Origin of the sequence: Desulfoluna spongiiphila (assembly GCF_900101345.1) — a bacterium.
Taxonomy (GTDB): domain Bacteria; phylum Desulfobacterota; class Desulfobacteria; order Desulfobacterales; family Desulfolunaceae; genus Desulfoluna; species Desulfoluna spongiiphila.
Window position 1 is genome coordinate 410,848 of record NZ_FMUX01000002.1, and the last position, 21,256, is coordinate 432,103.

Below are 21,256 nucleotides of genomic sequence, written 5' to 3' on the forward strand. Positions count from 1 at the left end.
GGGAAAATCACATTTGCCTTTGATCTAGATTAAACTAAATCCGTTTATTAAACTTTTTGAACGTTTAGCCCCCGGCAGGGCCGCCGCAGGCATTGCTTTTGTCTGCTTTTTCAAAGAGAAGAATACACAACATGGCAAAAATACGGCTCATGCAGATTACCCATGACCTGGCCATCGGAGGGCTTCAGCAGGTTGTGGTGAACCTGTGCCGCCACATCGACCGGGAGCGCTTTGAGGTCTCGGTGCTGTGCCTGAGGAGCCGGGGGGAGTTTGCCGCAGGCATTGAGGCCATGGGAATTCCCGTGTTTCTTCTGCCCCAGAAAAAGGGCACGGACTATTTCTCCTTTTTCAAGGTGGCGCGTCTGTTGAGGCGCGAAAAGATCGAGGTGATCCATACCCACAACACCCAACCCTTTGTGGACGGCACCATAGGCGCGCTCATGGCCGGGGTCGGGACCCGGGTCCACACGGACCATGCCCGGGCCTTTCCCGACAAGAGGCGGTACATGGCGGCCGAGTGGGTGATGTCCCGGTTCGCCCACAAGGTGGTGGGGGTCTCGGACCATACGGTGGCCAATTTAAGGGCCTACGAGCGGATCGAATCCGCCAAGCTGGTGACCATTGTCAACGGGATTTCAGGGGAGAGATACGCCGTGTCCGTGGACCGGGAGGCCAAGGCCCGTGAGCTGGGGATAACCCATACGGGACCTTTTCTGGGGTTTGTGGCCCGCCTTGAAGAGGAGAAAGGGGGCATCTACCTTGTGCAGGCCATGTCGGAGATTGCGGCCCGTTTTCCGGGGGCAGCCCTTGTGATTGCGGGAAAAGGCGAGCTGGAGGGGGCGCTTAAAGAGGAGGCCCGGCGTCTTGGCGTGGCCCATCGGGTCTATTTTATCGGTCCCCGCATGGATGTGCCCGAGCTGTTGAATCTTTTTGACCTGTGCGTGCTTCCGTCGCTGCGGGAAGGGCTGCCCATGGTGATCCCCGAGGCCATGGCCGCCGGGTGCCCCCTGCTTGCCACCCGGGTGGGGGGCATCCCCTCGGTGATCACCCATGGGGAGAACGGCTCCCTGGTGCCCCCGGCAGATCCGGGTGCCCTTGCCGCCGAGGCCGTAAGGCTCCTTGAGGATGAGGCCGGGATGGCCGCGTACCGGGAAAAGGGCAGGCAGGTCTTTGAAGAGCGGTTCAGCGCTGAAACCATGGCTGCCCGGTATGAGACCCTTTATCTCGGGCGGTGCCCGACGGGGACGGGTGTAAATGACAGTCGCTGAAAAAGCGTTTAAAGGGGTCTCCTGGCTGGCTTTGTTCCGGTTGTTCAGCCAGCTCTTTTCCTGGGCGGTGACGATTTTCATCGCCCGGGTCCTGGTTCCCGATGATTACGGGTTGATGGTCATGGCAACCATTGTGACGGGCTACGCCGAGATCTTTAATGAGCTGGGACTCGGGGCCGCCATCATCCAGAAGCAGGATATCGTCGCGGAACATCTCTCCAGTGTGTTCTGGTTTTCCTTAGGGTTTAGCTGCCTTGTGGCCCTGAGTTGTGTGCCGTTGTCGTATTTGACGGCGTACCTCCTCCACGAGCCCAGGGTCGTGCCCCTGACCCAGGCCGTCTCGGTGATTTTTATCCTGTCGGGCCTTCAGATTATTCCCTTGAACCTCATCAAGAAAGAGTTGGGGTTTAAGTTTCTGGGGTTCATGATGATGGTCAGTACCGTGATCTCATGCGTGGGGATGATGATCATCGCCACCCAGGGCGGGGGGGCATGGACCCTTTTGGGGGGGCGGATTATCGCGTTTTTAGTCATCACCTGCTTTGTCTTTGCCAAGACCCGGTATTGTCCCCGTCTTCATTTCAGCTATCGGGAGCTTAAGCCCTATGTGAGCTTCGGGCTGACCAAGGCCTTCAGCGGCTCCATTTTTTATTTCTGGGGGAAATCGGATCAGTTCTTTGCAGGTCGCGCCTGGCAGAGCGGGACCCTGGGGTATTACTCCCTGGCCCTGCAATTGTCTAAAATTCCCACGGAAAAAATTGTGGCCCTCATCAACCAGGTGGCCTTCTCCGCCTTTGCCAAGCTTCAGGGAAACAAAGAGGAGTTCAACCGGTTTTATCTAAGCATCACCAAGGTCTCCATGCTCCTTGTGATTCCCTTTTTCTTAGGGGGCTTTCTCACCGGGGACGTCATTGTCACCCTGCTGCTCACGGAGAAGTGGAGCCCCATCATCGACCTGTTCCGGTATCTCTGCATTGCCCAGATTTTCATCGCCCTCAACGCCAACAACAGCTTTGTGCATTTCGCCCAGGGGCGGCCCAAATGGGGGCTCTATTACCAGCTGGCCTGCGCGGTGTTCATGCCGGTCTCCTTTTACCTGGTCATTCCCTACGGGCTCAACGCCATCGTCATCCCCTGGCTCACCGTGAACCCCATCCTCTGCCTTGTCTGGGTGGTCATCACCATCCGAAAGATCGGGATCACGCTGCCGGCTTACTGCGCCAACATCATGGGGTCCCTGGTGGCGTCTGCCGCCATGGTGTGCGCGGTGACGGCCCTGAGGGCCGGGGTGGACAGGGCTTCCTTCGACCTTGCCCTGGCGGCTCAGCTGGCGATTTACGTCATCGGCGGGGGCGTGGCCTATCTTATGGTGCTTTTTAAATTGGAACGGGCGATTTTCGACAAGGTGGCGGAGTCTGTCTCCGGGGTGGTGAGCGTGGGCATGAAGCGCCTGCGGATAAGCCACGGTGCCACCAAGCCCTAACTTTTGCAGGAAGGGCCCGGGGCCTTTTCCAGACCCTTTCATCCCATGGGGTGTGATTCGATGAAGAAAAAAAAGATATTTGTCGTGGCGGGGGCCCGGCCCAATTTCATGAAGATCGCCCCCATCGTCAGGGCCCTGGACGCATCCAGGGCCTTTGAGACCTCCATCGTCCATACCGGACAGCATTACGATCACAACATGTCCGGCTCTTTTTTCGCAGAGCTGGGCATCCGACGGCCCGATTACAACCTGGAGGTGGGCTCCGGGTCCCATGCCTTTCAAACGGCTGCGGTGATGATGAAGTTTGAAGAAATTTGCCTTAAGGGGCAGCCCGATTACGTGATGGTGGTGGGGGACGTCAACTCCACCATTGCCGCGGGTCTTGTGGCAAAAAAACTCAGCGCCACCCTGATTCATGTGGAAGCGGGCCTGCGCTCCGGGGATCGCCTGATGCCCGAAGAGATCAACCGGCTTGCAACCGATGCCATCACCGACATCTTTTTCACCACGGAAAAAGGGGCCACCGGCAACCTGGTTTCTGCAGGGTGCAGCCCCGGCCAGGTTCATTTTGTGGGCAATGTGATGATCGACAACCTGTTTTACCAACTGGGCCGGCTGGAAGAGGCCGCCGTCTCCGATGAGGTGGCGGCGTTGAAGGAGCGTCTTTGCGGGCGGTACATCTGCCTGACCATGCATCGGCCCTCAAACGTGGACAACCCGGAGGTGCTGGAAACCATCCTGGCCTCGGTGGGAGAGCTCGCCCGGGAGGTGCCGGTGCTGTTTCCCTGCCACCCCCGGACGCGGAAAAACATCACGCGTTTCGGACTGGACGGGTATTTGAGCGAGGCCGGGATCAACGGCGGGGCCGTGGAGCAGGGTTTTTTGTGCATGCCCCCCTTGGGATACAACGATTTTTTGTACCTCTGGAAAGACGCCGCTCTGGTCATCACGGACAGCGGGGGGCTCCAGGAAGAGACCACGGCCCTTGAGATCCCCTGCCTCACCATCCGGGAAAACACCGAACGGCCCGTCACCGTGGAGGTGGGGTCCAACCTCATCGTGGGGTCGGACAGCGACAGGCTCAAGGCGGAAAGCAGAAAGGCGCTTTCCGGCCGATGGAAACCATGCGCCGTGCCGGAATTGTGGGACGGTCGCTCCGGGGAACGGATAAAAATCGTCTTAGAGGGGTCCTGTGGCATCTAAGAATCTCTTGATGGTGTGTTACTACTTTCCGCCCCTGACCGATGTGGGGTGCAAACGGAGTGTTGCCTTTGCCAGGTACCTGAAAAAGGACGGCTGGAACCCGTACGTGGTAAGCGTCAAGAACCCCGACAGGCACTACTGCTCCCTGGGCACGGATTCTCCACCGGACGGGGTGCCTGTGGCCTATACGTATTCCCTTGTGAACCCCATCCGGTTTTTCGGGCGGGCCAACGGCCTTTTGGATCGGTTTTTAGGTCTGTTCAACAGGAGGGTGGAGCGGAACTATTTTTACGAACTTCTCTGCATCCCCGATTTTTTTGTGGGCTGGGTGCCCTTGACGATTTTAAAGGCCGTCAAGCTCATCCGCGCCCACAAGATCGAGACCATCTATGTCTCCTGTTCGCCCTTCAGCGCCTCCCTTATCGGTGTGGCCTGCCGCCTTATCACCGGCAAGCGGCTGGTCCTTGATTTCCGGGACCCCTTTGGTCTTACGGTGGAGGGCTTTAAAATCAGTCGCCTGAAAGAGAAGATCGACGCCTTTTTCATGAAACTGTTTTTCAGGCACACCGACCTGCTCATCGTGACCACCGATGAGGTGCGGCGCGAATACGCAGCCCAGTTCCCTGAGTTTTCCGAGAAAGTCGTCACCGTTCACAACGGGTTTGACGCGACCCACCTGGCCACGCACCGCCCGGAAAAATTCCCCCGGTTCACCGTCATTTATACCGGGCAGTTTTATTACAAGTTCAACGCCTCCCTGAACATGTATGCGGATAATTTCTTTGCGGCCCTGGCCCGGTTGAAACAGGAAGAGGCGATCAGCAGCGAGACTTTTCAGTTCTTGTTTTACGGCTCCGAGAAGGAGGCGATCCAGGGGTATGCCGTCCAGTACGGGGTGGAGGACCTGGTGGTGGTCAGCGACCGGGTGAGTTACGAAGAGGTGCTTCAAGTGATGCGCCGGTCTCACCTCCAGCTGCTGAGAATCATGAAACTGATGCTCAGCACCAAGCTGTTTGAAGGGATTCCCCTGAACATTCCGTTTCTTGCCACCATTCCGAAAGGGGAAGCCGAGGAAATCATCAGGCGGTACAGCCCGGCGTCCTATCTCATCACCGAGGACTCGCCGGAGCAGATCAAAGGAGCCATCGAAGACGCCATGGCCCGGTATGCCGAGGGACCTCTGCCCGACAACCATGTGGCAGAGTTCATGGAGTGCTTTTCACGGGAGAACCTGACCCGCAAACTCATGCAGTACCTTGTCCCGGATGGTTCATGAAAAACGGTCAAGCTGCAGAAAAAAATATTTCAAAAACAGTCACTATTCAGCTCAACATTGCCTCCGGCGGCCCTGCCGGGGGCCAAACTTTTAAAAAGTTTGACAAACAGGTCTTAAGCGAGCCTTTCCAGGCTCTGCCGAAATAATGTCGACTTATTCTATGAACGCTTGTTGCGGAGATTTTTTTCAAAAAAAGCGACCTGCCGAGGCAAGCTGAACACTTATCCTTTTTGAATCAATTTTACCTTAAAGGCGAATGTGATTTTCCCCGAGGAACGAGGGGGAAAGTGCATTCGCAACCTGCTTTCAAGGTGGCACACCTTGCCGCCGGAGGCATCACTTTTGGCTTTTGAATAGTTGCACGTATCTCAAGGCTTTCTGCTCTATTTTCTTACCCTTGGTGACATATCCGGGGTGAGGGGCAGAGGCTCCCATGGACCAAGGAGAGTGTGGCATGGAAGGCAGAAACGACAGGAAAAAACTGGTTTTTATTGTACCTCGCCCCTTCAGCAAGGTTTCGGAACTGTCAAAGTATGAGGACTTGTCGGTTCACTATCAGGGAGTGATCCTGTCGTCATGCTACGGGCACATGCTGAAGGTGAACAAGGTGGGCAACTTCCGGGTGATTTTTACGAAAATCCGTTACGACCATTACCTGATGTACAACATGCTGTTTTTCATGCGCTGTGTGGCATTTGCCCTTGCCGCACGGGTGAAACGGGACCGATACGATCTGGTCGTCACCTACGACCCGTTGAAAACAGGGGTGTGGGGGGCCATCACCGCAGGCATCCTCAACGCGAAATTTGCCCCGGAGGTCAACGGCGTCTATACCTCCCCGGCCGAGTACATGGACGACGCCGAGACCCTCTCTGTGAAGCTTAAAAAATTCTTCTATCCCAGGATCGAAGCCTGGGTGCTGAAGCGGGCCGACGGGGTGAAGCTCCTTTTCCCCACCCAGGTGGACCCCTTCAAGCCGGTGATGAAGACAAGCGTCATCCACAGCTTTTCCAATTACGTGCCCATTGACCGGTTTGCAGGGGGAAACGGGGCTGAGAACCATGAGATCCTGTTTGTGGGGTATCCCTTCAAGCGCAAAGGGGTGGACATCCTCATCCATGCCTTCAAACAAGTTGCCCCTGATTTTCCCCAGTGGCGGTTGAAGATCCTCGGCTGGTACCCGGACCGCCGCGAGCTTGAGGCCTGTATGGGCAATCATCCTCAGATCTCCCATCACCCGCCGGTGGAGACCTCGGAGGTCCCCGAACATATCAAGCAGTGCTCCATTTTTGTTTTGCCCTCGCGCTCGGAAGCCATGGGACGGGTGCTCGTGGAGTCCATGGCCGCGGGAAAACCGAGGATCGGCGCCCATGTGGACGGGATCCCCACGGTGATCCGGGACGGGGTGGACGGGGTTCTTTTTGAACCTGAGAATACCTCGGAATTGTCAGAAAAATTATCGCAACTGATGGCCGACAAGGCCTTGCGGGAGTCCCTGGGGGATGCGGCTCGGAAAAGGGCGTTTTCCGAGCACGTCAAAGAGATCTACCTTAACAATGTCGTCACGTTTTATAACGCGACAATGTAATCACGGCGTTTTAACGACGCCATGGGAAGGAGGGGCCATGAACAGAGCCGGGGCCGGAACGGCAGAGAAAAAAAACATGGACCTGTCAAATCAACCGGGGACGCTTTTTGTCTGGAGCCTTCTGTTTTTGTGCCTGGCGGCGGCCTTTTTTGTCGTCATGGTCACGGACATGGATCTTTATGTGCTCCTGGTGAAGGAGAGCGCCTATACCGAGTTGTTGACCGCTATTTTGTACCTGGCCTCCGGGGTGATCTTTTTCGTCAAGGGGTATCAGGTGTACCGTGACGAAAGGTCCCTGGCGGGCATCGTCTTCTACCTGCTCTTCGGGCTGATGTTCGTGTTTATCGCCGGGGAAGAGGAGAGTTGGGGACAATGGATGTTTTCCTATGAGGTTCCCGATCGCATCACGCGGATCAACGTCCAGAACGAGCTCAATGTCCACAACATGGCCTTTTTTTCAAAGTACTCCCATATCTTCAATACACACAGGCTGCTGGTGGCCCTGGCAGGCACCCTGTTTCTCGTCATCCCCCTGCTTAATGCCTGGATCCCCAAGGTGCGCTCCCTTCTTACCGCCCTGCGGTTTCCCGTGGCCCCGCTTCTTTGCGCCCCGCTGTTCGTGGTGGCCGTGTCCTACGAAAAAGTGGCCATGCTGGTCCTGGCGCACTGGTCCCATGCGGAGATTGCCGAATTTTTCTACTCCATCGGCTTCTTTTTGTATGCCCTTTCGGTTTACACCGAGGCCGCCCGGAAGTCGCCGGAACCTGCCGCCAAAGAGTGATCCCCATCCTTCGCACCTTTTCCTTGAGGGGCGTGGCCGCGAGGCCATGACCCCGAAACCATGTCAGGAGCATCATGTCGCACGTGACGCAACCCGGGCTGGCATTGAGCCGCGGGACCCAACACGCCTCCTGGTTTTTTTTCACGGTGATGTACCTCATCGTCGATTACGGCAGGCCCCAGGAGATTCTGCCCATCGGGGCCATGAGGCCCGCGCTGATCCTGACCCTTGTCCTTGCCTTTTACCTTTTGATCAACGGGTACAGGGACTACCTCAGGTACCGGCAGGTGCGTGTCATGTGCCTGTTCATCGTACTTCTGGCCGCTTACGTTCCCTTTGTCCGCAATCAGCATTTTGCGTTTCTCGCCTTTAAGACCCAGCTTCTCTACATGCCCTTTGTGCTCTCCCTTATTGTGTGTGTGGACTCGGTCCGTCGCCTGCGGGCCCTCATGATCGTGGGGGTGATCCTTGAAATATACATCGCCCTGTATGCCATGACCCACGGGTGGCTGGGGCCGGGGCACTATTTCCATGATCAGAACGACCTCTCCCTGTACATGAATATGTGGTTTCCCATCAGTTATTACCTTTATTTCACTGAGAAAAAGCGGTCCGTAAAGCTCTTGTACCTGGCCGGTGTGGTGTTCGGGCTGCTGACGGTTGTGGCTTCGATGTCCCGGGGCGGCTTTGTGGGGCTGCTGGCGGTGTGCCTTACCATGTGCTTTTTTTCGAACAGGCGGGCCCTTGCTTTTACCGCGGTGGCCTTTGCCTGCGTGGCCATGGCCCTGTGGGTGGACACGGGATACCTTGATGAGATGGCAACCATTACGGATTTGTCGGAGAGCACCGCCGATACCCGATTGAAGTCATGGGCAGCGGGCTGGCGGATGTTCCTGGACAACCCCCTGGGGGTGGGGGGACAGAATTTTCCCATTCGATTTCCCGAATACCAGGGCGATGATTTTCAGAGGAGCATGTGGGGGCGTGCCGCCCACTCCCTGTGGTTTACCCTGATCCCGGAAACCGGTGTGGTGGGGACGGTGCTGTACCTGATCCTGGTGCATGCCAATTTCAAGGATGCCTTTTTGCTGATCCGGGTCTCTGCATCGGACGACGATGGGGACGATGACGGGGAGGATGAGGTCGCTTCGGATAAACGGTTTATTCATGCCCTGGGCCTGGGCTTTGTTGTCGCCATGCTGGGCTTTTTTGCCTCGGGAACTTTTATTTCGGTCCTTTACTATGCCCATTTCTGGTACCTCACGGGCTTTATCATCGTGGCGGTGAACATCGCAGAGCCCATGACGGAAGACTCCGGCATCGGGGAGGGGCGGGGCCATGGGGCCGTTTAAGCTCAGGCGCGCCAAGGGCGCCGTGAAACAGGCCATGGCCTGGGGGTATTTCAGGTCGGGGGTCGTGGGACGGAAGCTGGCTGCCCTCTCCCGGGGGGCGTATCCCGTACTCATGTACCACCGGGTGATTCCCGAAGCCGAGGCGGCAACGGGCACCCAGCCCGGGATGTACGTGACCCCCGAGACCTTTGAAGCCCATGTGGCATACCTCAAGCAGTATTTTTCCATTGTCTCGCTCCGGGAGGCCCTCTCGTATTCGCTTACGGGGGAGAGGCCGGACGGGGGGCGTCCGTTTTGCGTGCTGACCTTTGATGACGGGTGGATCGATTTTTATGAGAACGTCTACCCTTTTTTGGCGCGCAGCGGGGTTCCGGCCACGGTGTTCCTGCCCACCGCATTTATCGGGGAGCATCGGTTTTTCTGGACGGACAGGCTGGTGGCTCTTTTTTACGGGCGGCAAGGGGGACAGGGCCTGAAGAGCCCGTGCCCGGATGCCAGGGTGCAGGCCCTGGAAGAGCTTAAGGGGTCCGTGGATGAGCAGATCGAAGCCGCCGTCTCTTTGTTGAAAAAAGAGCCCACCGAGGAGATCCATGGGGTGCTGACCCTTTTGTCCGAGAGGTGGGGGGTGGGCTTCAATCCTTTGAAACGGGCCTTTATAAACTGGCAGGAAGTCGATGAGATGCGCGCCTCGGGCCTTGTGACCTTCGGGTCCCATACCCATTGTCACCACATACTCACCTTGCTCAGTGACAAAAAGGTCGCAGAGGAGCTGTCGACTTCCAAAGAACGGTTGTGTGCCATGGGGGCGGCAGACCCTGGGTTCATGCCGTTTTGTTATCCCAACGGGAACTGGAACCCGTCTGTTGCGCACATGGTCGAAGCATGTGGGTTTGCCGCTGCTGTGACCACCGAAAGGGGGTGGAACAGCGGGGCGTCGGATGTGTACCGGCTCAACCGGGTCCCGGTGCACCAGGACATGACGTCTTCGGATAAGATGTTCGGCTGTCGGTTGGTGGGCCTTATGTGAAGGCGGCACCGCCGGTTGCTTTTATTGCATTGTTTGTCCATGGGAGGGGCGATGCAAGCCGAAAAATGTGGAGGAAAATGATGGACGCAAGGACAAAGACAAGGGGCGCGGCGATCAGGTGCCGCATGGTCATGTGGGCGATGCTGTTTTTCTGGGGCGTGGGAGCCGCAGACAGTGGGGCCAAATCTCTTTATGTGGCCCCCGGGGGAAGCGATTCCGTCTCCTATGACGGCAACACCATCGACAAGCCATGGGCCTCGCCCCGGCAGGCCTGGTTCAACGCCCGGGCCGGAGACACCGTCTATTTCCGGGGGGGAACCTACACCATCTCCTCGGAGATCGATACCAAAAGCAGCGGATACGACGGCACCGCCGGCAGTCCCATTACCTTTCGGAATTACGAGACCGAAGACGTCACCTTTGTCAGCACCCTGGGGTCGGCCAAGGTCTTTGATATCGAACGGAACTACAACGTTGTCAAGGGCATCAATTTCAGGGGAGGCGGCATCTTTTTCCATGTGGGGTACAACACCACGGCGACCCATTTCACCATCTCCCACTGCACGGCCGAGATGACCGACGGCGGGGACAATGTGGCCTTTGTCAAGTTGTCGGTGCGGGCCGAGAATGCCCTTATGCAGCACTGCACCGTGAGGGGCCCCGGTTTTGACGTTCACCAGAACACCGCCGGGGTGATCCTGTTTCGGACCCCCGGGGCCCGGATTCTCCACTGCGAGTTTTCCAATGCCCCCATCGGCATTTTTTACAAGCATGCCAACCTGGTGAACACCCCCCAGGTCGAGATTGCCTACAACTACATCCACGACACGGCCAACCGCTATTCAATTTTGACCAACACCAACTATGCCTACATCCACGACAACGTCATCGGTGTGACCAATGCCAACTTTCGGGTGAACAGCGAAAACGGCGGTGACGGCGGGGACAACAACAAGATCTGGTACAACACGGTGTTCGGGGCTCAGCTGCTGCTCAGCGACGATGCGGACGGAGCCCGGAACAACGACATCAGGGGCAACGTCTTCGTAAAGGATATCCCCATCCACCGGTATGAGAGCATGGCCCACAACTCCGTGATGGACGAGAACCTGCATCCCACTGGGACCATCGTTATTGAAAACAGGGTGAATTACACCCTGGATGCCTGGCGCAGCCACACCGGGGGCAGCGCCAACTCCAAGCTCATCGGTTCCACCTCCTCTGATTTTGTGGGGGGCAGTTCGCCAAGCTCCCTTGATGGGTTCGCCCTGAGCGATTCCAGCGCGGGCTACATGGCCATCAGGCGGGATGTGGACGGGGACGGCACGGCGGAATCGGCAAGCATGGGGGCGTACATCCCCATGGTGGGCCCCCAGGATGATGGCGATGATCCCACGGACCCCACGGATCCGGATCCTCCCACCACGGATGTGCCCGTCCCCCGGGTGGATTCCCTGGAAGTGGCACAGGAAGTGGCCGGGGATGACACCATTTTCATGGACGATTTTGAGTCCTCGTCTCTGTCGAGTGACTACTCAGACTACAACGCCGGGGACAACACCGCCCTTTCCATCACTTCGGATCAGGGCTTCGGCGGATCCTCCAAGTCCCTGGTGGCCAAATGGTTCTCGGCTGGCCAGGTGAGCGCCGGGTCGGTCTCCTACTTTTTCGGACGAAATCCGGCGGGTTCCAAGAGCCGCAGCTCAGAGGATTTCAACGAAATCTACTGGCGGTTTTACATCAAGCTCTCCAAGGGGTGGCAGGGCAATGCGAAAAAGCTGACCCGGGCCTCGGTGTTTTCCGCCTCGGACTGGCGTCAGGCCATGATCGCCCACGTGTGGCACGGCAATGAGCTGGCCCTGGGAACGGACCCCAAGACCTTTGTCTCAGGCAGCACCGTCACCTCCACCACCTACAACGACCAGAACAACGGGACCTGGCTGGGGGCGGTGTCGGGGACCACGCAGCTCTATGAAACGGACAACGCCGATCACTGGATTTGCATTGAGTCCCGGGTCAAGCTCAACTCATCGGGCAACAGCGACGGGGAACAGGACCTGTGGATCGACGGCGAGCTGGAGATCCACCAGACGGGCCTGAACTGGATCGGCTCATGGCGGGAGTACGGCATCAACATGATCTCCCTGGGCAACTACTGGAACGGCGGATCCCCCCGGCCCCAGCAGCGGTATCTGGACAACCTGGTCATCGCCACCTCGCGTATCGGCATGGCTGGCTCGCCGGTGAACCCCGCCATTTACAAAACCGCCTTTGACTATGCGGGTCACACCCAGAGCGGCTTCGAAGGGCAGGTGAGCACCACCGCCTCCGAGACGGGCATCGTGTGGGCCGGGGGGGTAACCGGCACGGGCAACACCCTGGTGGTGAACAGCAGCGCAGGAGATTTCAGTGGAACCCTTGCGGGCCAGTCTTCCCTTGCCCAGTGTACCACCTATTATGCGCGGGTCAGGCAGGCGGATGAAGGCGGCAACCTGTCCGGCTGGTCCCCCTGGAAGATGTTTGTGACCCTTGAGGCCCCCTGGGGCGGCGGCGAGGTCGGCCCCCTTGAGGTCAACTGACCCGGTCTGTGCGTAACGTGTAAAAGAACATGGCCCAAAGATGCCTCCGGCGGCCAAACCTTTGGCAACCAGCTTTCGAGGTGGCTCACCTCGCCGCCGGAGGCATCGTTTTTTTAGCGACCACCCTAATATCTGACCGTTTATAAACGAAAAGCATACCATGGATCAACATCCCCCATCTCTGTCTGTCATCATCCCTGCTTACAACGAAGAGGCCTTCATCGGCGCCACCCTGCGGCGTGTGTCCGATGTGCTGGACGGCGGCCTCTTAAGGGAAGTGGTGGTGGTGGACAACGGCTCCACCGACGGCACCGAAGCCATCGTCAAGGGCTTTGACGGGGTGACCCTCGTCACCCTTGACGAACGGGTCACCATTTCGCGGGCGCGGAACCTGGGGGTCTTGTCGTCCTCCGCACCGGTTCTTGTTTTTCTTGATGCCGATGTGTTGATCACCTGCGAGTGGGCAAAGCAGTTGCGGCAGGATCTGTCCCTGCTGGAGGCAGGGCCATTGCTGGTGACGGGCGCCCGGTATGACCTCTCCGAAGAACCCAGTGCCCTGGAGGAGGTGTGGTTCGACCGCCTGGTTCGTCGGACACACCGGGCGGCAACCTACCTGAACGGGGGAAACATCATCACAACCCGGGCCGTGTTCGATGCCGTGGGCGGGTTTCGCGAGGACCTGATCACGGGAGAAGACGTGGACTTTTGCGACAGGGCCCGGTCCGGGGGGGCGGAGCTCCGCATCAACCCGGGGTACAAGACCCACCACGAAGGGTACCCGAAAACGGTAAAAGCCTTTTTTTTAAGGGAGCTCTGGCACGGCACCGGGGACATGCAGACCCCGGCTGCGTTCATGAAATCAAAGGTGGCCATGGCGGCTGTGGTTCACAGCGCGTTGTGGTTCCTCAGCCTCCTTTTGCTGGCCACGGGACACGTGTTTGCTGCCATGGCTGCGGGGGGGGACGGCCATGGCCTTGAACGCGGTGCTGACCGTGAACAAATTCGGCCTCATTTCCCCCAAAGCCCTGGTGCCGAATTTTTTCTACCACTCGGTGTATCTGGTGGCGAGGAGCTTTTCTTTTCTTAAACGGTAACTATTCAGCTCAACCAAGCCTCCGGCGGCCCTGCCGGGGGCCAAACTTTTAAAAAGTTTGACAAACAGGTCTTAAGCAAGCCTTTCCAGGCTCTGCCGAAATAATTTTCACTTTTTCGCGTGCATTAGAAACGTTTTTTGCGGAGCTTTTTTTCAAAAAAGCGACCCGCCGGAGGCAGGCTGAATAGTTGCCTTGGTTTTTACTCTGATGCCCCTGTCGTTCACCCGACTTTAACCATAGAAGGCTGATTTTTGGAGCTGAATAGTTACAATTCTTTGGCGGACAGGCCATGATGCGCGTCTGTTATATCGTGTCCGACGATCTCTGGGCCGGTGCCGAGGTCATGGCCTGGAACCTGATCCGCACCCTGCACGCCTCGGGGAAGGTGGCGGTGCAGGTCATCGCCCTGAACCCGGGCAGGCTGTCCCGAAGCCTTGAGCAGGAAGGGGTCCGGGTGTTTGTGGTATCAGAAGCCAGGCTCTCCTTTGCCACCCTTCTTGTGAGGGTGCGGGGGATCCTCAAGGCCACGGCACCGGACATTGTCCACGCCCACAGGTACAAGGAGAATATCCTCGCTTTTCTGGCCGGAGGGGTCTTTCGAAGGCCGAGGCTGGTGTCTACCCAGCACGGGATGCCGGAGACCTCCCCCCGGGATGCGGGATTGGCAAAGCGATGTACATCAAAATTGAACACCCTTTTACTCACGTACGGTTTTCAACGGTATGTCTGTGTCTCCGACGATCTCCGGAAAACCATGGCGCGGAGCTTCGGCCTGACGGGTGGAAAGGCCTGTGTGGTTTACAATGGGGTCGCGTTTTCCGGGACCCTTCCTCCCCGAACCGAGGGGCAGACCGTCACCATCGGCTCCGCAGGCCGGTTTTATCCGGTGAAGGATTTTGCCTTGATGATCGATGTGGCACGGGTGGTGAGGCAAATGCTCCCATTCGTGCGGTTCAGGCTGGCAGGTGACGGCCCCTTGAGGGCAGAACTCCAGGCACAAGCCGAGGCCTGCGGGCTGCAGGGCTGTTTTCTCTTTTCCGGGCACGTTTCGGACATGCCCACTTTTTATCGGTCCATCGATATTTACCTCAACACCTCGGTCCACGAGGGCATTCCCATGAGCATCCTGGAGGCCATGGCCGCCGGGGTGCCTGTGGTGGCCCCCGACGTCGGGGGGATCGGTGAGATCATCACCCACGGCACGGACGGGTACCTGATGCCCACACGACATCCCGAGGATTTTGCCCGGTGCCTTGCGCCGTTGTGCGAGAGCAGCCAGCTGCGCAGGCAGGTGGCCGAACAGGCCGCCGTCACTGTGCGGGACCGGTTTTCCGCAGCGGCAATGGCGGATCGTTACTACCAATTGTATGAGGGGCTGCTGGCATCGCCCGAGGGGGAACGATGAGTGCATGGTTGTTCGTGGGGTCCGTGTTCATGATTTTCTTCGCCTATTTCGGCTACCCCCTTTCCCTGAAGCTGATGCGGCCGCGGCATGCTTCGGTCCGCAAAATGTCCATTCTTCCTTCGGTGACCTTTATCATCGCGGCCTACAACGAAGAGAAGAGGATACGGCAAAAGCTTGAGGATACCCTTGCTCTTGATTACCCCGGGGAAAAATTTCAGGTCATCGTGGCCTCGGACGGCTCCACGGACGGTACCGCCGATATTGTGGGGGAATTTGAAGGGCGGGGGGTCGATTTTATCCAGATGGCGGGGCGCAGCGGCAAGGAAAAGGCCCAGAAGGCGGCCCTGGGGCATGCCCGGGGCGATATCGTGATCTTTTCGGATGTGGCCACCGCCCTGGACCCCCATGGGGTGCGAGTCATTGTGGCCAACTTTGCCGACCCTTCGGTGGGGTGTGTGTCCAGCGAAGACAGGCTCCTGACACGGGACGGCAAGCCGTGCGGGGAAGGGGTGTATGTCCGGTATGAGATGTGGGTGCGCAGGGTGGAGTCGGAGGTTCACTCGGTGGTGGGGCTCAGCGGCTCTTTTTTTGCCGCCAGAAAAGAGGTGTGCCGTGATTTCTCCGGTGAGATGCAAAGCGACTTCCGGATGCTGCTGTCCGCCGTGGAAATGGGCTACCGGGGGGTGAGCGATCCCAAGGTGCTGGGGTATTACAAGGACATCGCAGACCCGGACAAGGAGTTGGAACGGAAGGTCAGGACCGTTGTCCGGGGTCTCACCGTGTTCTTTGAGAGCAGACGGTTTTTAAACCCCTTCAGGTTCGGTCTTTTTGCCTACCAGCTGCTGGGACACAAGCTCTGCCGGTGGCTGGTGCCGTTTTTTCTCGTGATCGTCTTTGGGGCAAACCTTGTGCTGGCGCTCTCATCGTTTTTTTTCTGCCTGTTGTTTGTCTGCCAGGCGGTTTTTTACGGCATCGCCGCTGCCGAGTACGTTCGCAAGGTGCCCTTTGCCCATTCCGTGCTGCGCATTCCCGGCTATTTTGTCACCGTAAACATTGCCATTGCCCTTGCCTGGAAACTTTACTGGAGCGGCCACCGCATCGTGATGTGGACTTCCTCGGAGCGGTAGGGGCCCCGTAAAAGGGTGGGGTGCTTCATTTTAAGGAGGACATGGGGACGCGGGGCGGGGAGCCTGTGCCGGTTTGCATGAAAAAAGGAGAATGGGTTGCCATTCTCCTTTTTTCATGTGCAGGCCCCTTGCAGGGCGCCCTTGTCAATGGGTTCTTTTTGCTTCAAGCCTTCGCCGGCAGATGCCTGCAAGGCCCAAAAGACTTATGCCCAGCAAAAAGAGGGAGGCGGGGTCATACACCGGCGTCACATCGACCTTGGCAGCGGCCGGGACGCTCAGACCCGCATTGACCGGTTGCACATCCTGGCTCAGGGCCATGTGCGTGCCCTGCCCGTCCAGGGCGGTGGCGACGCGCGTGGGGTTGGAAGAAGTGAGGCCTGTGGCGGTGGAAGCAACCAGGGTGTGATGGGCTGCGTAACCGGCCTTAGAGGCCTCCATGGATTTGATCATTATGTGCGGTGCGGCAAAGACAGTTTCGCTTGCCAAAAACATGGCAAAAAACGCCAATAGCCAGGGACTCAAACGGTATTTCATTATTTCTCCAGGATAGAGGTGTGAATGATGAGGCGATATGGAGAAGAAATATGGAATATGTTGGATTCGCAGCCCGGAAGGGGCGAGTGCGATCCAGTCATGGGGTGGATGAGAGAGAGGTTGCAGCTTAGTGTGAACTAATGCATGAATGATGCCAGGGTCCGAGGGTGAATCGCCGACAATGGATGGTTTGTAAATACAGTGTGTTCACCTTTGGTGCTGTCTGGTGCCGCTTCTCCGGGGGGGAGGGGTGAGAGTTTTATTACACAATTTGGTGTGTCGGTGTGTAACACATTACACAATTTGCCCGGGTAACAGGGGGAGGCGGCCGCCGGAAAAAAACGGACGGACCGGGCTTTTCCCCATGGTGATTGGCCCGTGGCCACGTGTCGGTACGGGGGGCTGCGCAGACCGGGCCCTGCACCTGAACGTTGCGTTGCTTGTCGGCCCCTCCCCGGGGCTGTGTCCATGACGTATGGTCTCCAGGCCAAGGAGTGCAGCCATGTACGTGAAGCATTACAACCTGAAAACCAGGCCCTTTGAAATCACGGCGGACCCGGAATTTCTCTGGCTCGGTGAGAAGCACCAAGAAGCCTATGCCATGCTGCGGTACGGGGTACTTGAGAACAAGGGGATCCTTTTGCTGACCGGTGATGTGGGCGCGGGGAAAACCACCCTCATCAAGGCCCTTGTCAAAGATCTCTCCGGCGATATCATCCACACGACCATCCCCGATCCCGGGGTGGGCGTCATGGACTTTTACAGGTTCATGGCCCGTGGGTTCAAGATGGATGCGTCTTTCTCGTCCAAAGGCCAGTTTATCACCGCCTTCGGAGCCTTTCTTCATGAGAGCTTCAACAGGCGAAAGATTGTCCTGCTTATCATTGATGAAGCCCAGAGGATGAGCGAAAAACTGCTGGACGACGTGCGCATGCTCTCCAACATGGAGCGCAACGGCGTCAAGCTCCTCAATATTTTCTTTGTGGGCCAGGCGGAGTTCCTTGACGCCATCGGCAAGCAGAAGTTCCGGGCCCTTCGCCAGCGCATTACCCTGAGTTACAGCATCGAGCCCCTGGGGCTGGAGGAGACATACCGGTACATCGCCTCGCGGCTGAAGAAGGCCGGGGCCGAGGTCAATTGCTTTACCAAGGCCGCCATCAAGGAGATCCACGAGTATTCGGGGGGATCGCCAAGGATGATCAACCTGCTTTGCGACATGACCATGGTGGTGGGCTTTTCCAAAGGGGTGACGCGCCTGGAAAAACAAACGGTCAGGGATGCGGGCCGAAAGCTCCCCGGAATCACGATTCCCAGGAAAAAAGCCGCCAAGGCAACCCGGGACGACCCCCGGGAACCGGCGGGTTGAATTGTCTTGATGTATTGAGTTCTTGTGCTATAATATACTTAATTTTTAACCTGTTATAAATCGAATGTGACACACGTCTACCTGCTTTTTCATCATGGGTTTGTGCCAACCCGAAAGGGATGAATCCTGGCTGAAAACGGGTAGCGAATCGGCTTTCGACGACTCCGTCCACCGATGTTGCCGTTGGCCCGTTTTACTTAAAAAAGGCCACACACGGCCGTTGAAATGAGGCCCCGACCCTCCCCGTCCCCTCGATATCCTGACTGTCTTTGCTGAGCCCCTTGCCCGCATCCCACATTGTCCCTCAGTTTCATGCTGAAATCGTTGGTTTTCTCATTGTATACACCACATCATCCTTCCAAGGCAGTCCACCGGCGTCGTCGCCGGGTGGCGGATCGCTTATCGTGCGCAGGCCAAAAGCAACAACAGGGGGGCAGGCTCCCGCAGGAACCACCGCCAGGACCTGGGTCCTCGGTCTTCTCCTCGTTGCCTTCGGTGCGGCTGTTCTGGCCTGGGGGGCTTCCCCACTTAAAGCGGGGTTGAGGGACGCCCTCAGGCGGGAGCTCGTTGACATGGATTCCCCCATTCGTGGAACGGCGGACGTTATCTATGTCCTTGGCGGGGGGGTGAGAAGCACCCGGTCCCATCTGAAGCGGGCCGCCGCGTTGTACCACCAGGGTGTCTCGAAAAAAATTCTCTACTTTCATCGAGACGGCGACACGGTGAGGGACTGGGGGCTGGGTCGCGTGATCAGCCGCGACGCCTGGGTGGTGAGGCAGCTTGTCGACCTGGGCGTTCCTGTCTCCGACACGGAGGCCGTCCCTGTCATGGAGGGGTTCTGGGGGACCTACTCCGAAGCCGAGGCGGTGGCGTTGCTCCTTGCGAAGCGGAACCAAAAGAGCCTGGTGCTGGTCACCTCACCACACCACACAAAGCGCGTGCGGCAGTCCTTTGCCTACTTTTTCCAAGGGCAGGGGGTCTCCATCCTTGTGGGGGGCTCCGATGACAAGGCCTACCTCCGGGAACTCCTGATGGAACACGTAAAGCTTCGGGTTTACAGCCTGTTCCTGCTGCGCGGGTAGGCCGCGGGGGCACGGATGTGATCCACAACCAAAACACGACACCGTACCGGTGCCCGATCCGGCAGGGGAAGGGCGGGTACGGCCGACAATGCAAGGAACCATGCCTATGTGCGGCGTTGCAGGAATATTGGCCGGTGGCCTGGACGGGTCGTCACGGGAGAGGGCCATCTGCTCGATGGTCTCCACCTTGAACCACCGGGGGCCTGACGGGTGGGGCATCTATTGCGGCGTGGAGATGGCCCTGGGCCACACCCGCCTCTCCATTGTGGACCTTCAGGGCGGCCACCAGCCCATGATGAGTGATCGGTACGTGATCTCTTACAACGGGGAGATCTACAACCACATCGAACTTCGCGGGGACCTCGAAAAAAAAGGGGTTGTTTTTTCCACCACAAGCGACACGGAGGTGGCCCTGAAGGCCTTTGAGGTATACGGCGCCGAGGCCTTTTCCCTTTTTAACGGCCAGTTTGCCATGCTGATCTGGGATCGGCGGGAAAAGGAGCTGGTGGTGGCGCGGGATCGCTACGGGATTCGGCCCCTGTATGTCCTGGAGCACGAGGGGGGGTGGTATTTCTCATCGGAGATCAAGGCCTTTGATACCCTTTCAGGGTACCGGCGGACCATGGACATGCAGGCGCTTTTCGAGCATGCCCTGCTGTGGAACACCATGGGCGACAGCACCGTCTACAATAAGATCCGGAGTGTTTCGGCCGGGACCTATGAACGGTTCACCACACAGGGGCGTGCGTCGGTCCATCGCTACTATGAGATCGGCGAGTCCTGCGGGGTGTCCCCGGCAACCCTTGAGGAGGCCGGGGAGGCTTTGGAGGAATTGCTCCTGGACTCGGTGCGGCTGAGGCTCAGGAGCGATGTCCCGGTGGGGGCCTACCTGAGCGGGGGCATCGACTCCTCCGTCATAACCCACCTGACCTCCCTGTGGAATCGCGACCGGTTCAAGACCTTTTCCGTGGCCTTTGAAGACGCCGAATTTGACGAGTCCTTTTTTCAAAAGGAGATGGTCTCCCGCATCAATTCCGATCACCTGGCCCTTGAGGTGGGCTACAGGCATATCGACGAGCATTTCCTCGATGCCGTGTACCATTTTGAACGCCCCGTGTTCCGAACGGCCGGGGTACCCCTGTTCATGCTCTCCGAAAAGGTCCGGGAGAACGGGATCAAGGTGGTGCTCACCGGGGAGGGGGCCGATGAGATCCTCTGCGGGTACGACTCCTTCAAAGAGCTGAAACTCCTGGAATTCTGGGGCCGGGATCCCGCCTCCAAGATGCGGCCCCTGTTGATCAAAAAGCTCTACCCCCACCTTCGGCACTACAGCAATCCCAGGCAGTACGGGTTGATGAAGATGTACTACGAAGGGTTTTTAAAGGAGTACGACAACGAATTGTCCGGTCTCAACATTCGGGCCGGCAACAACCGGATCCTCTCCAACTACTTTCACAAGGACTACCCGCTGACCTTTGAAAAGGACCGCCTCATCGAGACGGCAAGGCAGGTGGTCCCCGATAACTTTTCCACCTGGACCCTTCTTCAGAAGAACCAGTTCATGGAGATGAAGACCCTGCTCTCAGGGTACCTGCTCTCGTCCCAGGGAGATCGGATGTCCCTGGCCCATGGGGTGGAGGGGCGTTATCCCTTCCTGGACCACCGGGTGGTGGAGGCCCTCTTCTATTTCAAGGACAGGTTCAAACTCCGGGGATTTTCCCAGAAGTACCTTTTGGGAAAAACCTACGGGCACCATCTGCCGGATGCCATCATCAACCGTCCCAAAAAGCCCTACACGGCCCCGGATCTGAAATCGTTTTTCCATGGGGGCGGCCTGTCCGAGCAGGCGGCCCATTTTCTCTCGGAGGATGTGGTCAGGGAGTACGGAGTCTTTGACGAGACCATGGTGGGGAGGCTGGTGGCAAAATTCAACCGGGGGATGCCCGCCGAGGTTGGCTACCGGGACAACATGCTCATCACCTTTATCCTGTCGTGCCAGATGACCCATCACTGGGCCAGGAACCCCAAAAAAGACCCACTGGATCCTGCGGCGATGACCGTGAGGATCGACGACCGGTAAGGAAGGTGACC

The 21,256-nt window shown here is 57.9% G+C and carries 17 protein-coding genes; 16 read left to right on the forward strand and 1 reads right to left on the reverse strand.

The window, feature by feature from the left end:
* Window positions 1–131 precede the first annotated feature (131 nt).
* From BLQ12_RS04815 to BLQ12_RS04870, 13 genes are all read left to right on the forward strand, one after another.
* A complete protein-coding gene (locus BLQ12_RS04815) occupies window positions 132–1,268 on the forward strand; it encodes a glycosyltransferase (protein WP_092208802.1) in 1,137 nt (378 codons plus the stop codon).
* On the forward strand, window positions 1,255–2,751 hold the full coding sequence (locus tag BLQ12_RS04820) for a lipopolysaccharide biosynthesis protein (protein ID WP_092208804.1): 1,497 nt from the start codon (window positions 1,255–1,257) through the stop codon (window positions 2,749–2,751). Before BLQ12_RS04815 ends, BLQ12_RS04820 begins: the two co-directional genes overlap by 14 nt.
* A 60-nt stretch (window positions 2,752–2,811) precedes the next feature.
* Entirely contained in the window at window positions 2,812–3,954 is a 1,143-nt protein-coding gene (wecB, locus tag BLQ12_RS04825; protein ID WP_092208806.1) for a non-hydrolyzing UDP-N-acetylglucosamine 2-epimerase, read from the forward strand.
* A complete protein-coding gene (locus BLQ12_RS04830; RefSeq protein ID WP_139163844.1) occupies window positions 3,944–5,230 on the forward strand; it encodes a glycosyltransferase in 1,287 nt (428 codons plus the stop codon). Before wecB ends, BLQ12_RS04830 begins: the two co-directional genes overlap by 11 nt.
* On the forward strand, window positions 5,227–5,376 hold the full coding sequence (locus BLQ12_RS27305) for a hypothetical protein (protein WP_175469504.1): 150 nt from the start codon (window positions 5,227–5,229) through the stop codon (window positions 5,374–5,376). The genes BLQ12_RS04830 and BLQ12_RS27305 overlap by 4 nt, the downstream gene beginning before the upstream one ends.
* 308 nt (window positions 5,377–5,684) lie before the next feature.
* Window positions 5,685–6,818 carry a glycosyltransferase family 4 protein gene (locus BLQ12_RS04835; protein WP_175469505.1) on the forward strand — a complete coding sequence of 378 codons (1,134 nt, stop codon included), beginning with the start codon at window positions 5,685–5,687 and terminating at the stop codon, window positions 6,816–6,818.
* Window positions 6,819–6,855: 37 nt separating this feature from the next.
* Window positions 6,856–7,599: a hypothetical protein gene (locus BLQ12_RS04840; protein WP_092208812.1), complete on the forward strand. Its 744-nt coding sequence runs from the start codon at window positions 6,856–6,858 to the stop codon at window positions 7,597–7,599.
* Window positions 7,600–7,673: 74 nt separating this feature from the next.
* Complete coding sequence (locus BLQ12_RS04845; RefSeq protein WP_092208814.1) at window positions 7,674–8,951, forward strand: O-antigen ligase family protein; 1,278 nt, start codon at window positions 7,674–7,676, stop codon at window positions 8,949–8,951.
* Window positions 8,938–9,978 carry a polysaccharide deacetylase family protein gene (locus tag BLQ12_RS04850; protein ID WP_092208816.1) on the forward strand — a complete coding sequence of 347 codons (1,041 nt, stop codon included), beginning with the start codon at window positions 8,938–8,940 and terminating at the stop codon, window positions 9,976–9,978. Before BLQ12_RS04845 ends, BLQ12_RS04850 begins: the two co-directional genes overlap by 14 nt.
* A 77-nt stretch (window positions 9,979–10,055) precedes the next feature.
* Window positions 10,056–12,557 carry a right-handed parallel beta-helix repeat-containing protein gene (locus tag BLQ12_RS04855; RefSeq protein WP_139163845.1) on the forward strand — a complete coding sequence of 834 codons (2,502 nt, stop codon included), beginning with the start codon at window positions 10,056–10,058 and terminating at the stop codon, window positions 12,555–12,557.
* Window positions 12,558–12,717: 160 nt separating this feature from the next.
* Complete coding sequence (locus BLQ12_RS04860) at window positions 12,718–13,644, forward strand: glycosyltransferase family 2 protein (RefSeq protein ID WP_092208820.1); 927 nt, start codon at window positions 12,718–12,720, stop codon at window positions 13,642–13,644.
* A gap of 296 nt (window positions 13,645–13,940) precedes the next feature.
* A complete protein-coding gene (locus tag BLQ12_RS04865; protein ID WP_092208822.1) occupies window positions 13,941–15,056 on the forward strand; it encodes a glycosyltransferase family 4 protein in 1,116 nt (371 codons plus the stop codon).
* The gene (locus BLQ12_RS04870) at window positions 15,053–16,183 is read left to right on the forward strand and encodes a glycosyltransferase family 2 protein (RefSeq protein WP_092208824.1); all 1,131 of its coding nucleotides are present in this window, start codon (window positions 15,053–15,055) and stop codon (window positions 16,181–16,183) included. Before BLQ12_RS04865 ends, BLQ12_RS04870 begins: the two co-directional genes overlap by 4 nt.
* Window positions 16,184–16,327: 144 nt before the next feature.
* On the opposite strand, the gene BLQ12_RS04875 is transcribed toward BLQ12_RS04870, so the two are convergent.
* Window positions 16,328–16,717 (reverse strand): hypothetical protein, encoded by a 390-nt coding sequence (locus BLQ12_RS04875; RefSeq protein WP_139163846.1) that lies wholly within the window; start codon window positions 16,715–16,717, stop codon window positions 16,328–16,330.
* A gap of 502 nt (window positions 16,718–17,219) precedes the next feature.
* On the opposite strand from BLQ12_RS04875, the gene BLQ12_RS04880 reads away from it, so the two are divergent.
* From BLQ12_RS04880 to asnB, 3 genes are all read left to right on the forward strand, one after another.
* On the forward strand, window positions 17,220–18,083 hold the full coding sequence (locus BLQ12_RS04880) for an ExeA family protein (RefSeq protein ID WP_175469506.1): 864 nt from the start codon (window positions 17,220–17,222) through the stop codon (window positions 18,081–18,083).
* 404 nt (window positions 18,084–18,487) lie between these two features.
* Window positions 18,488–19,165, forward strand: coding sequence for a YdcF family protein (locus BLQ12_RS04885; RefSeq protein WP_139163847.1), 678 nt, complete (start codon window positions 18,488–18,490; stop codon window positions 19,163–19,165).
* A 106-nt stretch (window positions 19,166–19,271) separates the two neighbouring features.
* Window positions 19,272–21,245, forward strand: a complete 1,974-nt coding sequence (gene asnB, locus BLQ12_RS04890) for an asparagine synthase (glutamine-hydrolyzing) (RefSeq protein ID WP_175469507.1) — start codon at window positions 19,272–19,274, stop codon at window positions 21,243–21,245.
* The last annotated feature ends 11 nt before the right edge of the window (window positions 21,246–21,256 follow it).

Excerpts from the sequence above, each read along its gene's own strand:
- BLQ12_RS04840 (WP_092208812.1), top strand. The coding sequence starts at position 6,856 with ATGAACAGAGCCGGGGCCGGAACGGCAGAGAAAAAAAACATGGACCTG.
- BLQ12_RS04865 (WP_092208822.1), top strand. The coding sequence starts at position 13,941 with ATGATGCGCGTCTGTTATATCGTGTCCGACGATCTCTGGGCCGGTGCC.
- BLQ12_RS04855 (WP_139163845.1), top strand. The coding sequence starts at position 10,056 with ATGATGGACGCAAGGACAAAGACAAGGGGCGCGGCGATCAGGTGCCGC.
- BLQ12_RS04860 (WP_092208820.1), top strand. The coding sequence starts at position 12,718 with ATGGATCAACATCCCCCATCTCTGTCTGTCATCATCCCTGCTTACAAC.
- BLQ12_RS04875 (WP_139163846.1), bottom strand. The coding sequence starts at position 16,717 with ATGAAATACCGTTTGAGTCCCTGGCTATTGGCGTTTTTTGCCATGTTT.
- BLQ12_RS04845 (WP_092208814.1), top strand. The coding sequence starts at position 7,674 with ATGTCGCACGTGACGCAACCCGGGCTGGCATTGAGCCGCGGGACCCAA.
- BLQ12_RS04850 (WP_092208816.1), top strand. The coding sequence starts at position 8,938 with ATGGGGCCGTTTAAGCTCAGGCGCGCCAAGGGCGCCGTGAAACAGGCC.
- BLQ12_RS27305 (WP_175469504.1), top strand. The coding sequence starts at position 5,227 with ATGAAAAACGGTCAAGCTGCAGAAAAAAATATTTCAAAAACAGTCACT.
- BLQ12_RS04835 (WP_175469505.1), top strand. The coding sequence starts at position 5,685 with ATGGAAGGCAGAAACGACAGGAAAAAACTGGTTTTTATTGTACCTCGC.
- BLQ12_RS04870 (WP_092208824.1), top strand. The coding sequence starts at position 15,053 with ATGAGTGCATGGTTGTTCGTGGGGTCCGTGTTCATGATTTTCTTCGCC.
- BLQ12_RS04820 (WP_092208804.1), top strand. The coding sequence starts at position 1,255 with ATGACAGTCGCTGAAAAAGCGTTTAAAGGGGTCTCCTGGCTGGCTTTG.
- wecB (WP_092208806.1), top strand. The coding sequence starts at position 2,812 with ATGAAGAAAAAAAAGATATTTGTCGTGGCGGGGGCCCGGCCCAATTTC.
- BLQ12_RS04880 (WP_175469506.1), top strand. The coding sequence starts at position 17,220 with ATGTACGTGAAGCATTACAACCTGAAAACCAGGCCCTTTGAAATCACG.
- BLQ12_RS04815 (WP_092208802.1), top strand. The coding sequence starts at position 132 with ATGGCAAAAATACGGCTCATGCAGATTACCCATGACCTGGCCATCGGA.
- asnB (WP_175469507.1), top strand. The coding sequence starts at position 19,272 with ATGTGCGGCGTTGCAGGAATATTGGCCGGTGGCCTGGACGGGTCGTCA.